Source organism: Pauljensenia sp. 27098_8_83 (genome assembly GCF_041432695.1).
Classification (GTDB): Bacteria; Actinomycetota; Actinomycetes; order Actinomycetales; family Actinomycetaceae; genus Pauljensenia.
On record NZ_JAPWAD010000031.1, the window covers coordinates 1 to 15,657 of the forward strand.

Genomic DNA, 15,657 nt, shown 5'->3' on the forward strand with positions numbered 1-15,657 from the left:
CCAGGCGGCGGCGGGGCCTGGCCGGGCTTCGAGACGCGACACCGAGACCACCCCACACACATTTCGCACATAATTTCCCTCGGTCATTTTTGGAGATAGCCCAAAAACGTTGCAATTCCAACGACATGAATTCAATATTTGAAGCACTCGCAGGAGAATTACGTGCGGAATTGCTGAGCGGCAGGGCCTGGCCGGGCTTCGAGACGACGCACGCGCCTATCAGCACACCACGCGCCACTGGTGTGGAGGGCGCCGGAGGGCACGGGCGGGCTTCGAGGCGCGGTGCCGAACGAAGTGAGGCCCTAGCCTCGCGGGCGGGCAGGCCACGCGGCGGCCGGAAATCAGGCGGGTGAAGCAACGCCGAAAATCAAGCGGCGCTACAAGCAATGCTCGAACCCCTGAACGGCATAGCAAAAGGGGCCGGCGCGAGCCGACCCCTTGCGCGAGTGCCCTCACTCGTCCATGAGGGACACCTTGACGCCGCCCACCAGAGAGGCGACGACGTTGTAGAGCATGGCTCCCAGCGTCGACAGGGCGGTGAGCAGGATGACGTTGATGACGGCGACGATGGTCGCGTAGGAGATGACGCGCGGCAGTCGAGCGTAGTCGAGCAGGTCCGCGAAGCGGCCGGCGCCGACGGTCTGCAGGAATTCTTCGATCTGGCTGAAGACGTGCATGGCGTCGACCATGAGCCACAGGACGATCGTGGCGACGACCATCGCGATGCCCAGGGCAACCGACAGGAGGAAGGATACCTTCATGACGGTCCACGCGTCGATGCGCGCGATCGCCAGGTCAACTCGGCGGGGAGCGTCGCTGCGGGCGCTCGAGACGTGGTCGCTCATGGGTTTCCTTCCAGGTCGCACTTCCTACTTGCCAGGCTACCGCATCGCCCGGCTCTGGCGCTGGTTCCGCGCCGCTTTGGAAGCTTGATCACGGGACGAGGCGGGGGCCTCGTCCCGTGATCGCGCGTCAGTTCTCGTCAGCTGCGGTCTCGTCGCCCTCGGAGGCCGTGGCCTCGTTAGCGGGGGCGTCGGTCCCCTCGGCGGCATCCGGGGCCTGGGTGGCCTCGGGGTTCTCGGACTCGTCGGTCTCGTCCTCGTCGCCCGAGTCGGAGTTGCGGGTGATCGCGATGATGCGGTCGCCGTCGTCCGGGCGGGCGAAGATGACGCCCATGGTGTTGCGGGCGGTGGGTCGCACGTCGGAGGCGTTGACCTGGACGAGCTTGCCGGACTCGGTGATGACCATGACGTCTTCATCGGGTCGCACGACGAGTGCGCCGACGAGGCCGCCGCGTTCGTCGACGAGCTTGCCGACGCGCACGCCGAGGGTGCCGCGCGACTTGGTCGGGTATTCATCGACGGGGGTGCGCTTGGCGTAGCCGGATTCGGTGACGATCAGCAGGTCGGTGTCCTCGCGCGGGACCTCCATGCTGAGCAGCTCGTCGTCGCCGCGGAACTTCATGCCGCGCACGCCGGACGTGGAGCGGCCCATGGAGCGCAGCTGGTCGTCGGTGGCGGTGAAGCGCACGGCCTGGCCGTCGCGGGAGACGAGGATGAGGTCCTCGTCGGCCATGATGGTCTGCGCGGAGACGAGCTCGTCGGGCTTGCCGTCCTCGTCCTCGCGCAGGTTGATGGCGATGATGCCGCCGGAGCGGGGGGAGTTGTACAGGCTCAGCGGGGTCTTCTTGACGAGGCCGCGCTTGGTGGCCAGGACGAGGTAGTCGGCGTCTTCGTAGGTGCGGATTGCGAGGACCTGTGCGATGTGCTCGTCGGGCTGGAAGGCCAGCAGGTTGGCGACGTGCTGGCCCTTGGCGTCGCGGCCGCCTTCGGGGATTTCGTAGGCCTTGGCGCGGTAGACGCGGCCGAGGTTGGTGAAGAAGAGCAGCCAGTTGTGCGTGGTGGTGACGAAGAAGTGTTCGACGACGTCGTCGCCGCGCAGCTGGGTGCCGCGCACGCCCTTGCCGCCGCGCTTTTGCGATCGGTAGTTGTCCGTGCGGGTGCGCTTGGCGAAGCCGTCGCGGGTGATGGTGACGACGACGTCCTCTTCGGGGATGAGGTCTTCCATCGACATTTCCCCGTCGAAGGGGAGGATGCGGGTGCGGCGCTCGTCGCCGAACTTGTCGACGATTTCGCCGAGTTCGGTGGAGATGATGGCGCGCTGGCGCTCGGGCGTGGCGAGGATGTCGTTGAGGTCGTCGACGCGGGCCTTGAGTTCTGCGTGCTCGTCCATGATCTTCTGGCGCTCGAGGGCGGCCAGGCGTCGCAGCTGGAGGGCCAGGATGGCGTCGGCTTGGATGGCGTCCACGTCGAGCAGGTCGATCAGGCCGGCGCGGGCCTCGTCGACGGTGGGGGAGCGGCGGATGAGGGCGATGACCTCGTCGAGGGCGTCGAGGGCCTTCAGGTAGCCTTCGAGGATGTGCAGGCGTTCGAGGGCCTTGCGCAGGCGGAAGCGCGTGCGGCGCACGATGACGTCCATCTGGTGGGTGATCCAGTGGCGGATGAAGCCGTCGATGGACAGGGTGCGGGGCACGCCGTCGACGAGCGCAAGCATGTTAGCGGAGAAGTTCTCCTGCAGGCTGGTGCGCTTGTAGAGGTTGTTGAGGACGACCTTGGCGACGGCGTCGCGCTTGAGGACGATGACGAGGCGCTGGCCGGTTCGGCCGGAGGTTTCGTCTCGGATGTCGGCGATGCCGCCGATCGCTCCGTCGCGCACGAGCTGGGCGATCTTGTCGGCCAGGTTGTCGGGGTTGACCTGGTAGGGCAGTTCGGTGACGACGAGGCACTGGCGGCCCTGGATTTCCTCGACGTTGACGACGGCGCGCTGCGTGATGGAGCCGCGGCCGGTGCGGTAGGCGTCTTCGATGCCCTTGCGGCCCAGGATGGTGGCGCCGGTGGGGAAGTCGGGTCCGGGGATGAGTTTGAGGAGTGCTTCGAGGAGTTCTTCGCGCGAGGCTTCGGGGTGCTCGAGCGCCCACTGGACGCCGCGCGCGAGTTCGCGCAGGTTGTGGGGCGGGATGCGCGTGGCCATGCCGACGGCGATGCCTTCGGAGCCGTTGGCGAGCAGGTTGGGGAAGCGGGCGGGCAGGATGGTGGGTTCCTGGTTGCGGCCGTCGTAGTTGTCCTGGAAGTCGACGCATTCTTCGTCGATGTCGCGGACCATTTCCATGGCCAGGGGTGCCATCTTGCACTCGGTGTAACGGGGGGCTGCGGGGCCCAGGTTGCCGGGGGTGCCGAAGTTACCCTGGCCGGCGACGAGGGGGTAGCGCAGCGACCAGGGCTGCACGAGGCGCGCGAGGGCGTCGTAGATCGCGGCGTCGCCGTGGGGGTGGTAGTTACCCATGACCTCGCCGACGACGCGGGAGGACTTGGAGAACGAGGAGGTGGGGCGGTATCCGCCGTCGTACATGGCGTATAGGACGCGACGGTGGACGGGCTTGAGGCCGTCGCGCACGTCGGGTAGGGCGCGTCCGACGATGACGCTCATGGCGTAGTCGAGGTAGGAGCGCTGCATCTCCTTTTGCAGGTCGACCTGGCGGATGCGCTCGGTGTCCGAGATGTGCCGCGCGTCAGTAGTCTGCTCGTCGCTCACGTTTTTCCTTACGTTGTTTCTGCTCGATCAGGCCCGCTCGGTACGGGGCCGGGGCTGGGCTGGTCGTGGTTTTGTCAGATGTCGAGGAAGCGCACGTCGGTGGCGTTGCGCTGGATGAAGGTGCGGCGTCGGTCGACGTCGTCGCCCATGAGGATCGTGAAGGTTTCGTCGGCGTCTGCGGCCTCGTCGAGGGTGACCTGCTTGAGGATTCGGTGTTCCGGATCCATGGTGGTCTCCCACAGTTCGTGGTCGTTCATTTCGCCGAGGCCCTTGTAGCGCTGGATGCCGCCTTCCTTGGGTAGGCGGCGGTTCGCGGCAGCGCCGGCGGCGAGCAGTTCGTCGCGTTCCTTGTCGGAGTATGCGAATTCGTGCTCGGCGTTGGTCCACTTGATGCGGTACAGCGGGGGCATCGCGATGAAGGTGTGGCCGCCTTCGATGAGGGGACGCATGTAGCGGAAGAGGAGGGTCAGCAGCAGCGTGGCGATGTGCTGGCCGTCAACGTCGGCGTCCGCCATGATGACGATCTTGCCGTAGCGGAGCTTGGAGATGTCGAAGTCTTCGCCGATGCCGGTGCCGAAGGCGGTGATGAGGGAGCGGATGGTGTCCGAGGACAGGGCTCGGTCCAGGCGCGCCTTTTCGACGTTGAGGATCTTGCCGCGGATCGGCAGGATGGCCTGGCGTTCGGGGTCGCGGCCGCCGACGGCGGAGCCGCCTGCGGAGTCGCCCTCGACGATGAAGATTTCGCACTCGGAGGGCGTGCGGGAGGAGCAGTCGCGCAGCTTGCCGGGCATGGAGGCGGATTCGAGGACGCCCTTGCGGCGCGTGGCCTCGCGGGCCTTGCGGGCGGCGACGCGGGCGGCCTGGGCGGCCTGGCCCTTGGCGATGATGGCCTTGGCGTCGGCGGGGTGGGCGTCGAACCAGTCGGTGAGCTTGGAGTAGACCTGCTGCTGAACAAAGGTGCGGGCCTCGGTGTTGCCGAGCTTGGTCTTCGTCTGACCTTCGAACTGGGGCTCGGTGAGCTTGATCGAGATGACGGCTGTCAGGCCTTCGCGGACGTCGTCACCGGTGAGGTTGTCGTCCTTGTCTCGGATGATGCCTTTGTCGCGGCCGTAGCGGTTGACGAGGGAGGTCAGCGCGGTGCGGAAGCCCTCCTCGTGCATGCCGCCTTCGGTGGTGTTGATGGTGTTGGCGAAGGTGTGGACGGAGGAGGAGTAGGCGGTGGTCCATTGCATGGCGATTTCCACGCTCATGGCGCCTTCGTCGTTTTCGGCTTCGAAGTCGATGATCTCGTTGTTGATCGTGTCGGACTTCTTGGCGGAGTCGAGGTATTCGACGTAGTCGCGCAGGCCGTGTTCGTAGCAGTAGGTGACGGTGCGGTGGCCCTTGGTCTTCTTGTCCGAGGCCTCCTCGCCGCCTGCGATTTCGTCGCCTTCGTCGGTGGCGGACTCGCGCTCGTCGGTCAGGGTGATGCGCAGGCCCTTGTTGAGGAAGGCCATCTGCTGGAAGCGCTGGCGCAGGGTTTCGAAGTCGAATTCGACGGTTTCGAAGATTTCGGGGTCCGGGTAGAAGACCTGCGTGGTGCCGGTTTCGTCGGTTGCTTCGCCGCGTTCGAGGGGGGTGATGGGGGTGCCGCCGTTTGCGAACGACATGCGCCACACGTAGCCCTGGCGGCGGATTTCGGTGTTCACGCGGGTGGAGAGGGCGTTGACGACGGAGATGCCGACGCCGTGCAGGCCGCCGGAGACGGCGTATCCGCCGCCGCCGAACTTGCCGCCGGCGTGGAGGATCGTCATGACGACCTCGACGGTGGGCTTGTGCTCGGTGGGGTGCTCGTCGACGGGGATGCCTCGACCGTTGTCGACGACTTTGATGCCGCCGTCTGCCTGGATCGTGACCTCGATGTGGTCGGCGTAGCCGGCCAGGGCCTCGTCGACGGAGTTGTCGACGACCTCGTACACCAGGTGGTGCAGGCCGCGTTCGCCGGTGGATCCGATGTACATGCCCGGGCGCTTGCGGACGGCTTCCAGGCCCTCGAGGACGGTGATGTCCGATGCGCCGTAGGACTGTTCGCCTTCGGCGGTCTTCTCGTTGTCAGCCACGTGGCTCCCCTCGCATTGCGCGAAAATAGATGTTTAACCTTGTAGATTCTACCAAAAGTGGCGCTTGTTCCCGGGATTGACAGGCTCGGAGGGTTACTTTACAAACTGTGTGATTGCAACGAAAACTCGACTGTGATGAGTCGCATGTCGATTGTGGTTGCGGCTGGGACGCACGGGGCCGCCCTCCCGGCTGGGAGGGCGGCCCTCGTGCGTGTGTTCAGGCGGAGTGACCGCCTACGTTGCGGTCACCGCCGCAGCGCGGCCTGCGCCTGTCGACACAGGCCTGAGAGGGGATCAGATTACTTCGGATCCCACGAGTAGGACGGGATATCATTGTCTGTATCGAACAGGTCAAGGCCGTAGACGACGACGGTCTGCGTGGTGCTCTTGAGCTTATAGCCGAGCACGACCGTCTTGGTCTCACCCACGTTTATCTGCGACAACAACTCCTTGGGGTCATAGCCCGGAAGATCTTTCTTAATGAATGTCGCGGATTCCAGGAGCTTATCGTCTTGGAACAGCATGGGCAAGGTGATCAGAGGATCTATTTCTTCGTCCTTGTAGCTTTTGTTAGTGACGGTGTACGTGACGACCACGGTCTGGTCGCCGTCGTCATCTTTGGGGCCCAGCTCAATGTTTTTGCTCTCCACGTGGATGGCGCCGCCGGCGAGGTCGGCGACATAGTGGTCTTGGGATCCGCTGTTCCCCTTCGACGAGCTCGATCCCTTGTTACCGTTCGATGAGCTCGATCCTTTGTCCCCGTTTGATGAGCTCGATCCCTTGTTGCCGCTCGACGATCCCGAACCTGAATCGCTCGTGGAGGACGAGGAGGGATCAGAGGAGGGGTCCGAGGCACTCGTTGAACCGGAGCCGAGCAGGCCCCAGACGACGAGGCCGCCGATCATGAGGAGGACGACGACGCCCGCGACGACGCCGACGATGAGGGGGGTCTTCGACTTCTTCTGGGGAGCGCCCATCGGTGTTCCAGGCTGCCCATAGCCCTGCGGGTAGCCGCCCTGGTTCTGCATACCGTAGGCGTTGCCGCCTTGGCCACCGTAGGGATCGGACGCGCTCTGCCCGCCATAGGGGTTCTGCGTGTTTGCGCCGCCGTAAGGGTTGGATGCGTCCTGCCCGTAGCTCTGCTGGGGCTGGGTGCCATACTGGCCGTTCCCGTAGCCCTGCTGTTGGGGTTGCCCGCCGTAGGCACCCTGGCCGTAGCCCTGCTGCCCCTGGGGGTTGTTTCCCCACCCGTTACCGCCCTGTTGTGCGTACGGATTGCTCATTGTTACTCCTCGTCAAATTCGCACTAGTGTGCGGGATTCAGTTGAAGACTAACAAAATCTGACCGAAATGGGGAGTGCTTCTCGCGTGCTTGCTCCTGTCAAGAGGGCTCCCGCCCGCCTTCAGGTCGATCGACAGCGTTTCCGTCTCGCGGATCTCACGTTGTCCACAAGGGAACCTTGATCGTCGTGGGAGCATCGCGGCGACTTGACTACCACGATAAGTGCCCGGCGATCCCCACCCGCCAACCAACCCCAATCAGGACGGCTGCACAACAATTTCCGGGAAATCTAAGGCGTGTTCATCCGGCGATAGATCCGTAACAAATACAACGGGTTCGCCCACGTAGACATACTTATATGCTGCGACGACAGAGACAGTTTCTCCCGGCTCAACCGTTGTGACATCATCGCCCGTGAGGACCTTCATGTTCTGATCGGCACTGAAATTAGCAAGATCGAAAATGACTCCTTTTTGCGTGAGAGTCGGAATATGGTCGAGGGCATATTCTGGATTGTTGGTGTTGTTTGTCATGGTGAGGGTCACCAGGAGGGTCGCTGCCCCATCCTGATCAGTTGGCCCCTGCACGACCGACGTACTCTCAATATGAAACTCACCGCCCAACACATCAGCCCAATAGTGATCACTGGCAATCGTCTGCTGTTCAGTCGGCCTGGCCGTCGCCGTCGGACTCGCCGTCGGATTCGATCCGGGCTCAGAACCACCCGAACGCAGCGCAACAAAAGCCACGCCACCAACCAACGCAGCAACAACCAACCCCACCAAACAACCAACAATCACACCAGCAGAGGACCCACGCCCACCAGAACCCGGACCACCAGAACCAGCAACCGGAACCCACTGACCACCAGGGACACCCACACCCCGCGGATCACCAGAACCCGGACCACCAGAACCCGACCCACCAGGACGACCATACGGATAACTCACCACAACTCCTTACATCCAGTACAAATAATCAACTGACACCAATCAGTATGGCTGCCACACCCAGAGGGTATCGTTCTCTGGACCGTCTTCTTTACCCACACCCCATGGGTCGTTGGTCGTATCCTCCTCGGTAATGTGTGCCCATGTGCGGAAGGTAACGGGCTCACCGACATAGAGGTACTTGTAGGCTCCCATGACGGTCAGTGTCTCACCAGGTTTGATCTCGTCCGGGCCGTTGTAGTCGTATCCTTCGGGTTCCTCGCCTTTTTTAAACATGGCCTTGGGAAACTTCGATCCTTTTTGCTCAAGACGAGGGACGCACATGCCAATAACTTGCGTCTTCGATGTGTTGTTAACGATCCTGTAGGTGACGAGGATAGTGTCGGCGCCGTCCTTATCTTTGGGACCCTGCACGATCGACGTGCTCTCGATGTGGAACTTGCCGCCTAGAAAATCAGCGGAATACTGCTCGCCATTGCCTGTTGCCCGGGGCGTCGGCGCTCCCGTCGTCGCGGGATTAGACGCAGTCGGATTCGCCGTCGGATTCGCCGTCGGATTCGATCCGGGCTCAGAACCACCCGAACGCAGCGCAACAAAAGCCACGCCAACAACCAACGCAGCAACAACCAACCCCACCAAACAACCAACAATCACACCAGCAGAGGACCCACGCCCACCAGAACCCGACCCACCAGAACCAGCAACCGGAACCCACTGACCACCAGGGACACCCACACCCCGCGGATCACCAGAACCCGACCCACCAGGACGACCATACGGATAACTCACCACAACTCCTAATATCCAATACAAATAATTGACTGACACCAATCAGGACGGCTGCACAACAATTTCCGGGAAATCGAAGATGTCCTCTTTCGGAGGGACATCCGTCATGAAAGTGACGGGTTCGCCGACGTTGATGTACTTCAAGCCAAGCGTGAACGTCACAGTGTCGCCCGGCCTGACCATGTTATCGTTCATCTCCACAATGACGTCAGGGTATTCGTCGGGATCAAGGGCGGCGCGACCGAGGACGATCCCCTTCTGTTTCAAGTTTGGCGTGTGCAACATGATGAATTCAGCGTCATCGGTGTTGTTGGTCATCGTCAAGGTGACGAACACGGTGTCCGCGCCGTCTTGGTCGACAGGGCCTCGTGTCACCGAGGTACTCTCGATATGGAACTTTCCATTCATGATGTCCGCGGAATAATGGTCTGCTGTCACCGTTTTTATCTCCGTCGGGTCGCTTGACAGCGACGCGCCATGGGATCGCATGAACGCTATCCCTCCGATCGCGACGAGGAGGATGCAGAGCGGAATAACGAGGGCGACCAGGATCACGGACTGCATGCCCCTGGACGCACCGGTGGCCTGCTGAGGAGCGCCGGAGCCCGCGGGGCTCTGAGCGGGTACGGGCTGTCCCTGGTTGTGGGGGCCGGCACCGGGCATTGACGTCCCCATGGGGACCGCCTGTCGGGCGTCCCAAGGGGGCCCACCCGCGTTGTTATATGGATAGCTCACGATGTTTCCTCAATCCTCCCGAAGCTCGCCGCCTCAGTACGGGTGCCAAACCCACTCTTCATCATCGGCTGTCTCGTCCGATTGTTGATCCTGCGGCGCGAACGACCACAGGGGCGCGTTCGGGTCTTCGTCTATGGTGTTCCACCGCCGGAAGGTGACGGTCTCTCCCGGGTAGGCGTACCGGTACGCAAACGTGACAGTCATCGCCTCGCCTGACGCGATTTCATACATCCCTTTGTAGAGTCCCTCGGGTTCCTGACCCGGTTCGAACTTCGCTTCTGGCAGCTCCGTTCCCTTTTGTATCAATTTGGGAAGAGTGAACCGAACGCGCTGTTTGATTGCGGTGTTGTTGACGAGCGTGTACGTCACGAGGAGGGTATCCGCTCCCTCCTTATCGACGGGCCCCTGTTCGATTCTCGTCGTATTGACGGTGAACTTTCCGTCGAGGTACTGCGTCGAATACTGTTCTCCGTTGCCGGTCGCGCGTGCGGTCGGCGTGGGAGAGTTCGATCCGCCCAGCCCAATTCCTCCCTCGTGGAACACGACGAAGGAGCCGATTCCGAGGAGAGCGACGACCAGCACGCCGATGATGCTTCCGACGATGAGGCGAGATGACCGAGGCCTCGGTGCCTCATTCTGGGGCCGCTCGACGCACCCGCGCGCACCGCCAGAAACCGGTCCTCCCCCCGGCATCGATGCGCCGACGGGGCGCGACTGACCCGAGCCTCGCCCCGGATTCGAGTGGTTCGAAGGACCGGAAGGACCGTAGGGGTTCGTCATTATTACTCCTCATCGCGACCCTGCACACGGGCAGGACACACGCCACAGACTAACAAAATCTGACCGATGAAGCGATGGGCGTCAGCGTCTCGAAACGCGCCTAAATCTGATTATCCGTAGTCGGCGCGCGGACCACGCCCCCGCACCACGTAGGGGCCTTTCTTCCACGACGGGGCGACGGGCCCGAGGATGATGACCTGTTCGACGACGCCCGAGCCGACCTCCTCGGCGATGCGGCGCTCGATCGTGGGCAGGAGGAGCTGGAGCTGTTTCGCCCAGGCGGTGGAGTCGGCGCGCACGACGAGCTTGTGTCCCTCGAAGGTCTCGATGCGCGTGTGGTCGGCGTTGCTGGGTCCCACGATGTCCCGCCATTTCGCCATAACGGACCCCATTTTGGTGGGGGTGTCCCATTCGCGGATTTTGATCGTGCGCGCCAGGATCGCGCCCAGGGAGTTGGCCCGGCGGTAGCGCGGACGCATGGCGGCCATGCCGGGGGCGCGGCTCCACGATGTGCCGGTTCCCTCCAGGGCTTGGCGCAGTGCGGCCAGGTCGCCCTCGGGATCCTCGTCGGTGGACGAGGCCGGGGCGCTCACCCCGTTTGCGCGTCCGTAGGCGGCGGCCCGGGCTGCGGCGCGTGCCTGGGCGTCGTCCTCACTGCCGGCGAGGCGTCCGAAGCCGTCGGTTTCGATGGCCGCGTATTCGCTGGTTCCGTCGAGGCTGCGCCGGGGCCGTGTTTCGTCGAGGCCCCACGAGGGCATGGTGGAGCGGGTGTAGCCGTGCGTGCGGGCAACGCTCTGGGCTCGTTCGAGAGCGCGGACGACGAACTCGTCGGCTTCTTCGTCGGGGGCTTCGCCGAAGCCCGCGACCCCGGGCTCATCCGCGTCCGCGCCGGGGAGGTCCGCCTCGGTGGAGTCCGCGTCGGATAGGCCGCCGCGCTCACTCATCGTCGACTCCGTCGATAACGGTGCCGCGCTGCGGATCGAGGCGCACGTGCAGCGCGTGGTGGTCGAGGGAGGCGGGCAGGTCGCCGGCGACCGCGCAGGTGACGATGATCTGCTCGGCCTTGGAGGCCAGGGCGGCCAGGCCCTCCCGGCGCGAGGAGTCGAGCTCGGCGAAGACGTCGTCGAGGATGAGGATCGGGGTGTCGCCGTCGTCGCTGAGCAGTTCGAAGGCGCCGAGCCGAAGGGCCAGGGCGACCGACCAGGATTCGCCGTGGGAGGCGTAGCCCTTGACGGGCATCGCGCCGAGGCCGAGGGTCAGGTCGTCGCGGTGTGCGCCCACGAGGTTGACGCCGCGCTCGGTTTCCTTCTCGCGCACGGACGTCAGGGCTGCGAGCATGCGCTGCGTCTGGGCCTCCACGTCGGTGAGGTCGGCGCTGGCCGGGTTGTCGGGGTCTGTGCCGATGACGCGGTCGACTGAGGCGTCGAAGGCGAGGCGCAGGTGGCGCGGCGAGTCCGCGACGTCGTCGTAGGAGCGCGCGGCCGGCTCTTCCAGGCGCGAGGCGATGGAGGCGCGCGTGGCCGTGATGCGCGCGGACAGCGCGGCGAACTGCTGGTCCCAGATCTCGAGGGTCGACAGGTCGGGGGATTGGCCGCGGCGGATCGAGGCCTGGGCGGCCTTCATGAGCGCCGCACGCTGGCGCGCGACCCGATCGAAGTCGGAGCGCACCGAGGCGTGGATGGGGGAGAGCTGCGTGGCCAGGTCGTCCAAGAAAGATCGGCGCACCGACGGGTCGCCTCGCACGAGGGAGAGATCCTCGGGCGCGAACACGACCGTGCGCACGATGCCCAAAATCTCGCGGGGCCTCACCTGCGCGCGGTTGATGCGCGCCCGGTTTGCTTTGCCGCGCACGATCTCCAGCTCGATGACCTGCTCGCGACCCGAGGCCACGACCCGCGCGCGGATGACGGCGCCACCCGGGGCGGCCTCGGCCTCGTCGATGGGGATGCGCACGAGCGCGCCCTCGGCGCCGACCCTGTGCGACGAGAACGTGGACAGGTAGGCGAGCGCCTCGACGAGGTTCGTCTTTCCCTGGCCGTTCGCGCCCACCAGGACCGTGGGGCCCTCGGGCAGCTCGACGACCCCGTGCTTCCAGGAGCGGAAGTCGTCGAGGGCCAGGTGGGAGACGCGCACGTCAGATGCCGAAGCGGATGGGCATCAGCAGGTAGCGGAACTGCGTGACCTCGCCCTCGTCGGCCTTCTTCTGGCCGGTGATGACGGCCGGCTTCGTGGGGTGGGTGAAGCCGAAGCGCACGTAGTCGGTGTCCAGGACCTGCAGGCCGTCAATGAGGAACTGCGGGTTAAACGCGGTCGAAATGTCGTCGCCGTGCAGGGTCGCCTCAAGGGCCTCGGAGGCCTGGGCGTTGTCGCCCTGGCCGGCCTCGAGGACCAGCTGCCCCTCGGTGAAGGCCAGGCGCACGGAGGTCTTACGCTCGGCGACCAGCGACATGCGCTTGACGGCCTCGAGCAGGGCGTGGCGGTCGACGACGGCCTGGATCGGCGTGGATTCGGGGAAGAGGCGACGCACGGCGGGGTAGTCGCCGTCCATGAGGGTCGAGGTGGTGCGCCGACCCTGGGCGGTGAAGCCGATGAGGGACGAGGCGCCGGGCTGGGACTCGCCGGACAGGCCGACCTCGACCTTGGCACCCGAGGTCATGGACTTGGCGACGTCCTGGAGGATGCGGGCCTTGACCAGGGCGACCTCTTCAATGGAGGTATCGGCGGGCTCCCAATCGAGCTCGCGCATGGCGAGGCGGTAGCGGTCGGTGGCCAGCAGCGTGATCGCCGGGCCGTTGATCTCGATGCGCACGCCCGTCAGCAGGGGCAGCGTGTCGTCGCGTGATGCGGCGATGGACACCTGGGAGACGGCCTGCGACAGGGTCGAGGAGTCGATCGCGCCGACTCCCGTGGGCTGCGCGGGCAGCAGCGGGTACTCGTCGAGGGGCATGACCGCGAGCGTGAAGTGCGAGGAGCCGCAGACCAGGTTCACCTTCTGGCCATCGAGCTCAACGGAGACGGGCTTGGAGGGAAGCGACTTGGAGATGTCGGCGAGCAGACGGCCGGAGACCAGTACCTCGCCGGCCTCGTCGACGGTCGCGGGGATGTGCGAATTGGCGGAGACCTCGTAGTCGAAGGAGGACAGGGTCAGCTCGTCGCCCTCAGCCTTGATGCGCACGCCGGCCAGGATCGGCGAGGCCGGACGCACGGGGAGCGCGCGGGCGGTCCACGACACGGCTTCGGCCAGAACATCGCGGGCGACGGTGAACTTCATAGCTGCCTCCAAAACACAAAACGGATCGGACACTACTTTACCCACAAGTGTGCCCACGTGGGGCAGGAAATTCGCCTCGGGGCCGCCATCGCGCAGCGTCGGCGGCGGCGTTGTTGTGCGGAGGCCTGTGAAAAAATTTTTGTCATTCGATTCTCCCTCCATCATAAGGGTTGTGAGTTCTGTGGAAAACTCCCTTATGCGGCGGAATTTCAATCAAATCACTGTGCTGTCATTCTGGGACGAGGCTGTGGATTCGTCACGTGGTCCTGTGGACGAAGCAAATGACAACATTTTGAGATCCACAGGAGAGCTCTTTTTCTCCACAGCTCGAGCTCGTTCGTCCACCGCCTGTGCACAACTCCTGTGAATTGAGCGCGGGTGCCGACTTATCTCAGCGCCCGCGCGGCTTTCACGACTCTCTGGCCTTCTGCTTGATGCGGTTTGTAAGCTCCGACACGTGGTTGAAGGTCTCGCGCTTTTCCTTCATGAGCTTGGAGATCTTCTTGTTCGCGTGCATGACGGTCGTGTGGTCGCGTCCGAAGGCCTGTCCGATCTTGGGCAGCGACAGGTCGGTAAGCTCACGGCACAGATACATGGCGATCTGGCGGGCCTCGACGACGTTGTGACTGCGTTCCGAGGAGCCCATCTGCTCGATCGTCACGCCGAAGTAGACCGCGCACTGGCTCATGATGAGGCTGACGGTGATCTCGTTGTCGTCCGGGTTGGACACGAAGTCCTTGAGCATCATCTGCGCGAGGTTTAAGTCGATGCGCTCCTGATACAGCGACGCCCACGCGCCGATGCGCACGAGCGCGCCCTCCAGCTCACGAATGTTCGAGGAAATGCGCGAGGCCACGTATTCGAAGACCTCAGGGGTGACCTCGAGGCCCTCGGCGTCCGCCTTCTTATGCAGGATCGCGATGCGGGTTTCCAGGTCCGGCGGCTGGACGTCCACGAGCAGGCCGGAAGAGAAGCGCGAGCGCATGCGGTCCTCGAAGCCCTTGAGCTGTGCCGGGGGCAGGTCCGAGGTCAGCACGATCTGCTTGTTCGCGCTGTGCAGAGCATTAAAGGTATGGAAGAAACCTTCCACCGTCTGCTCCTTGTCGCCGATGAACTGAATATCGTCGATGAGCAAGATGTCGAGCTCGCGGTAGCGGCGGTGGAACGCCTCAACCTGGGAGTTGTCCGTCTTATTGAGGCGAATCGCGTTGATGAACTCGTTCGTGAACTCTTCGGAGTTGACGTAGCGGACCTTCAGGTGGGGCATCATCGACAGCGCGTTGTGGCCGATGGCTTGGAGCAGGTGGGTCTTGCCCAGTCCGGAATCGCCGTAGATAAAGAGGGGATTGAACGCCGTTCCCGGGCTCTCGGAGGCCGCCAGCGCCGCGGCGTGCGCGAAGCGGTTAGAGGGGCCGATCACGAAGGTATCGAAGGTGAACTTTGGGTTCAGGTGCGTCGGCCCGGAGTCGGCGTTCGAGGACACCAGCGCGGGGGAGTGGTGCTCCTCGCGGTGCTCGTGGTCTTCGTTCGACGAGGCCGGGGTGAGCGCGGGCGCAGCAGGCGCGGGTTCGGGAGCGAGTGGTGCGGGCTCTTCCTTTTCTTCCTCTTGCGTGACGACCTCGATGGAGGGATCGACGGTGATCGCGATGCGCACGGTGCGGCCCAGGTGCACGGACAGGGCGGTCGTCAGCTTCGACTGCGCCTTATCTTCAATCCACTGCTTGGTGAAGTCGTTGGGGACGGCGAGGAGGATCGTGCCTTCGATGTCGCCGAGGGGGCGTGCGGAGCGCAGCATCGACGTGGCGACGGGCCCCAATTCGTTGGTGGGGACCGCGTCGAGGGCCGCAGCCCACGCGCGTGTGAGGGAATCCGACTCCACGGCAACCTCCGGTCACAAAAATAGGTGAGTTCCGTCACGACTTATCGGTGATATGCGTGACGCTTGTACATGCATGCAGTGTAGTCTGCGCACATGTTATGCACAGACTGGGGATGAAGCTGTGGAGAACTATCACAGAATCACAGGCCTGTAGTTACAACTTGGGGTCCGCGTCAGCGTGCGGAAAGCCAAAATACACACAGCCTGTGGATAACTTTCGTCATCCACGTTCTGTGGACGGGTCCAATCCACAGCGATTTGCACAGCTGTGGATACTGTGT

At 63.9% G+C, this 15,657-nt stretch carries 12 protein-coding genes; all 12 read right to left on the bottom strand.

Going from position 1 to position 15,657, the window contains the following annotated elements; translation table 11 throughout:
* Window positions 1-452: 452 nt before the first annotated feature.
* A complete protein-coding gene (locus O3656_RS09700; RefSeq protein ID WP_500063842.1) occupies window positions 453-845 on the bottom strand; it encodes a DUF3566 domain-containing protein in 393 nt (130 codons plus the stop codon).
* A gap of 127 nt (window positions 846-972) precedes the next feature.
* Window positions 973-3,591 (bottom strand): DNA gyrase subunit A, encoded by a 2,619-nt coding sequence (gyrA, locus tag O3656_RS09705; protein ID WP_500063844.1) that lies wholly within the window; start codon window positions 3,589-3,591, stop codon window positions 973-975.
* A gap of 74 nt (window positions 3,592-3,665) precedes the next feature.
* Complete coding sequence (gyrB, locus tag O3656_RS09710) at window positions 3,666-5,690, bottom strand: DNA topoisomerase (ATP-hydrolyzing) subunit B (protein WP_500063846.1); 2,025 nt, start codon at window positions 5,688-5,690, stop codon at window positions 3,666-3,668.
* Between the two features lie 299 nt (window positions 5,691-5,989).
* The gene (locus O3656_RS09715) at window positions 5,990-6,973 is read right to left on the bottom strand and encodes a DUF5067 domain-containing protein (protein ID WP_500063848.1); all 984 of its coding nucleotides are present in this window, start codon (window positions 6,971-6,973) and stop codon (window positions 5,990-5,992) included.
* Between the two features lie 256 nt (window positions 6,974-7,229).
* The gene (locus O3656_RS09720; protein WP_500063850.1) at window positions 7,230-7,922 is read right to left on the bottom strand and encodes a DUF5067 domain-containing protein; all 693 of its coding nucleotides are present in this window, start codon (window positions 7,920-7,922) and stop codon (window positions 7,230-7,232) included.
* A 42-nt stretch (window positions 7,923-7,964) separates the two neighbouring features.
* On the bottom strand, window positions 7,965-8,711 hold the full coding sequence (locus O3656_RS09725; RefSeq protein WP_500063852.1) for a DUF5067 domain-containing protein: 747 nt from the start codon (window positions 8,709-8,711) through the stop codon (window positions 7,965-7,967).
* A gap of 42 nt (window positions 8,712-8,753) precedes the next feature.
* Window positions 8,754-9,275 carry a DUF5067 domain-containing protein gene (locus O3656_RS09730; protein ID WP_500063854.1) on the bottom strand — a complete coding sequence of 174 codons (522 nt, stop codon included), beginning with the start codon at window positions 9,273-9,275 and terminating at the stop codon, window positions 8,754-8,756.
* 204 nt (window positions 9,276-9,479) lie between these two features.
* Window positions 9,480-10,028, bottom strand: coding sequence for a DUF4352 domain-containing protein (locus O3656_RS09735; RefSeq protein ID WP_500063856.1), 549 nt, complete (start codon window positions 10,026-10,028; stop codon window positions 9,480-9,482).
* A 308-nt stretch (window positions 10,029-10,336) separates the two neighbouring features.
* Complete coding sequence (locus O3656_RS09740; protein ID WP_500063858.1) at window positions 10,337-11,170, bottom strand: DciA family protein; 834 nt, start codon at window positions 11,168-11,170, stop codon at window positions 10,337-10,339.
* Window positions 11,163-12,359, bottom strand: a complete 1,197-nt coding sequence (recF, locus tag O3656_RS09745) for a DNA replication/repair protein RecF (protein ID WP_500063860.1) — start codon at window positions 12,357-12,359, stop codon at window positions 11,163-11,165. The genes O3656_RS09740 and recF overlap by 8 nt, the downstream gene beginning before the upstream one ends.
* Window position 12,360: 1 nt before the next feature.
* Entirely contained in the window at window positions 12,361-13,497 is a 1,137-nt protein-coding gene (gene dnaN / locus O3656_RS09750; RefSeq protein WP_500063862.1) for a DNA polymerase III subunit beta, read from the bottom strand.
* 409 nt (window positions 13,498-13,906) lie between these two features.
* Window positions 13,907-15,376, bottom strand: a complete 1,470-nt coding sequence (dnaA, locus tag O3656_RS09755) for a chromosomal replication initiator protein DnaA (protein WP_500063864.1) — start codon at window positions 15,374-15,376, stop codon at window positions 13,907-13,909.
* Window positions 15,377-15,657: the final 281 nt, after the last annotated feature.

Coding starts and splice junctions, on each gene's coding strand:
- dnaN (WP_500063862.1), bottom strand. CDS start 13,497: ATGAAGTTCACCGTCGCCCGCGATGTTCTGGCCGAAGCCGTGTCGTGG.
- O3656_RS09730 (WP_500063854.1), bottom strand. CDS start 9,275: ATGCAGTCCGTGATCCTGGTCGCCCTCGTTATTCCGCTCTGCATCCTC.
- O3656_RS09715 (WP_500063848.1), bottom strand. CDS start 6,973: ATGAGCAATCCGTACGCACAACAGGGCGGTAACGGGTGGGGAAACAAC.
- O3656_RS09700 (WP_500063842.1), bottom strand. CDS start 845: ATGAGCGACCACGTCTCGAGCGCCCGCAGCGACGCTCCCCGCCGAGTT.
- O3656_RS09740 (WP_500063858.1), bottom strand. CDS start 11,170: ATGAGTGAGCGCGGCGGCCTATCCGACGCGGACTCCACCGAGGCGGAC.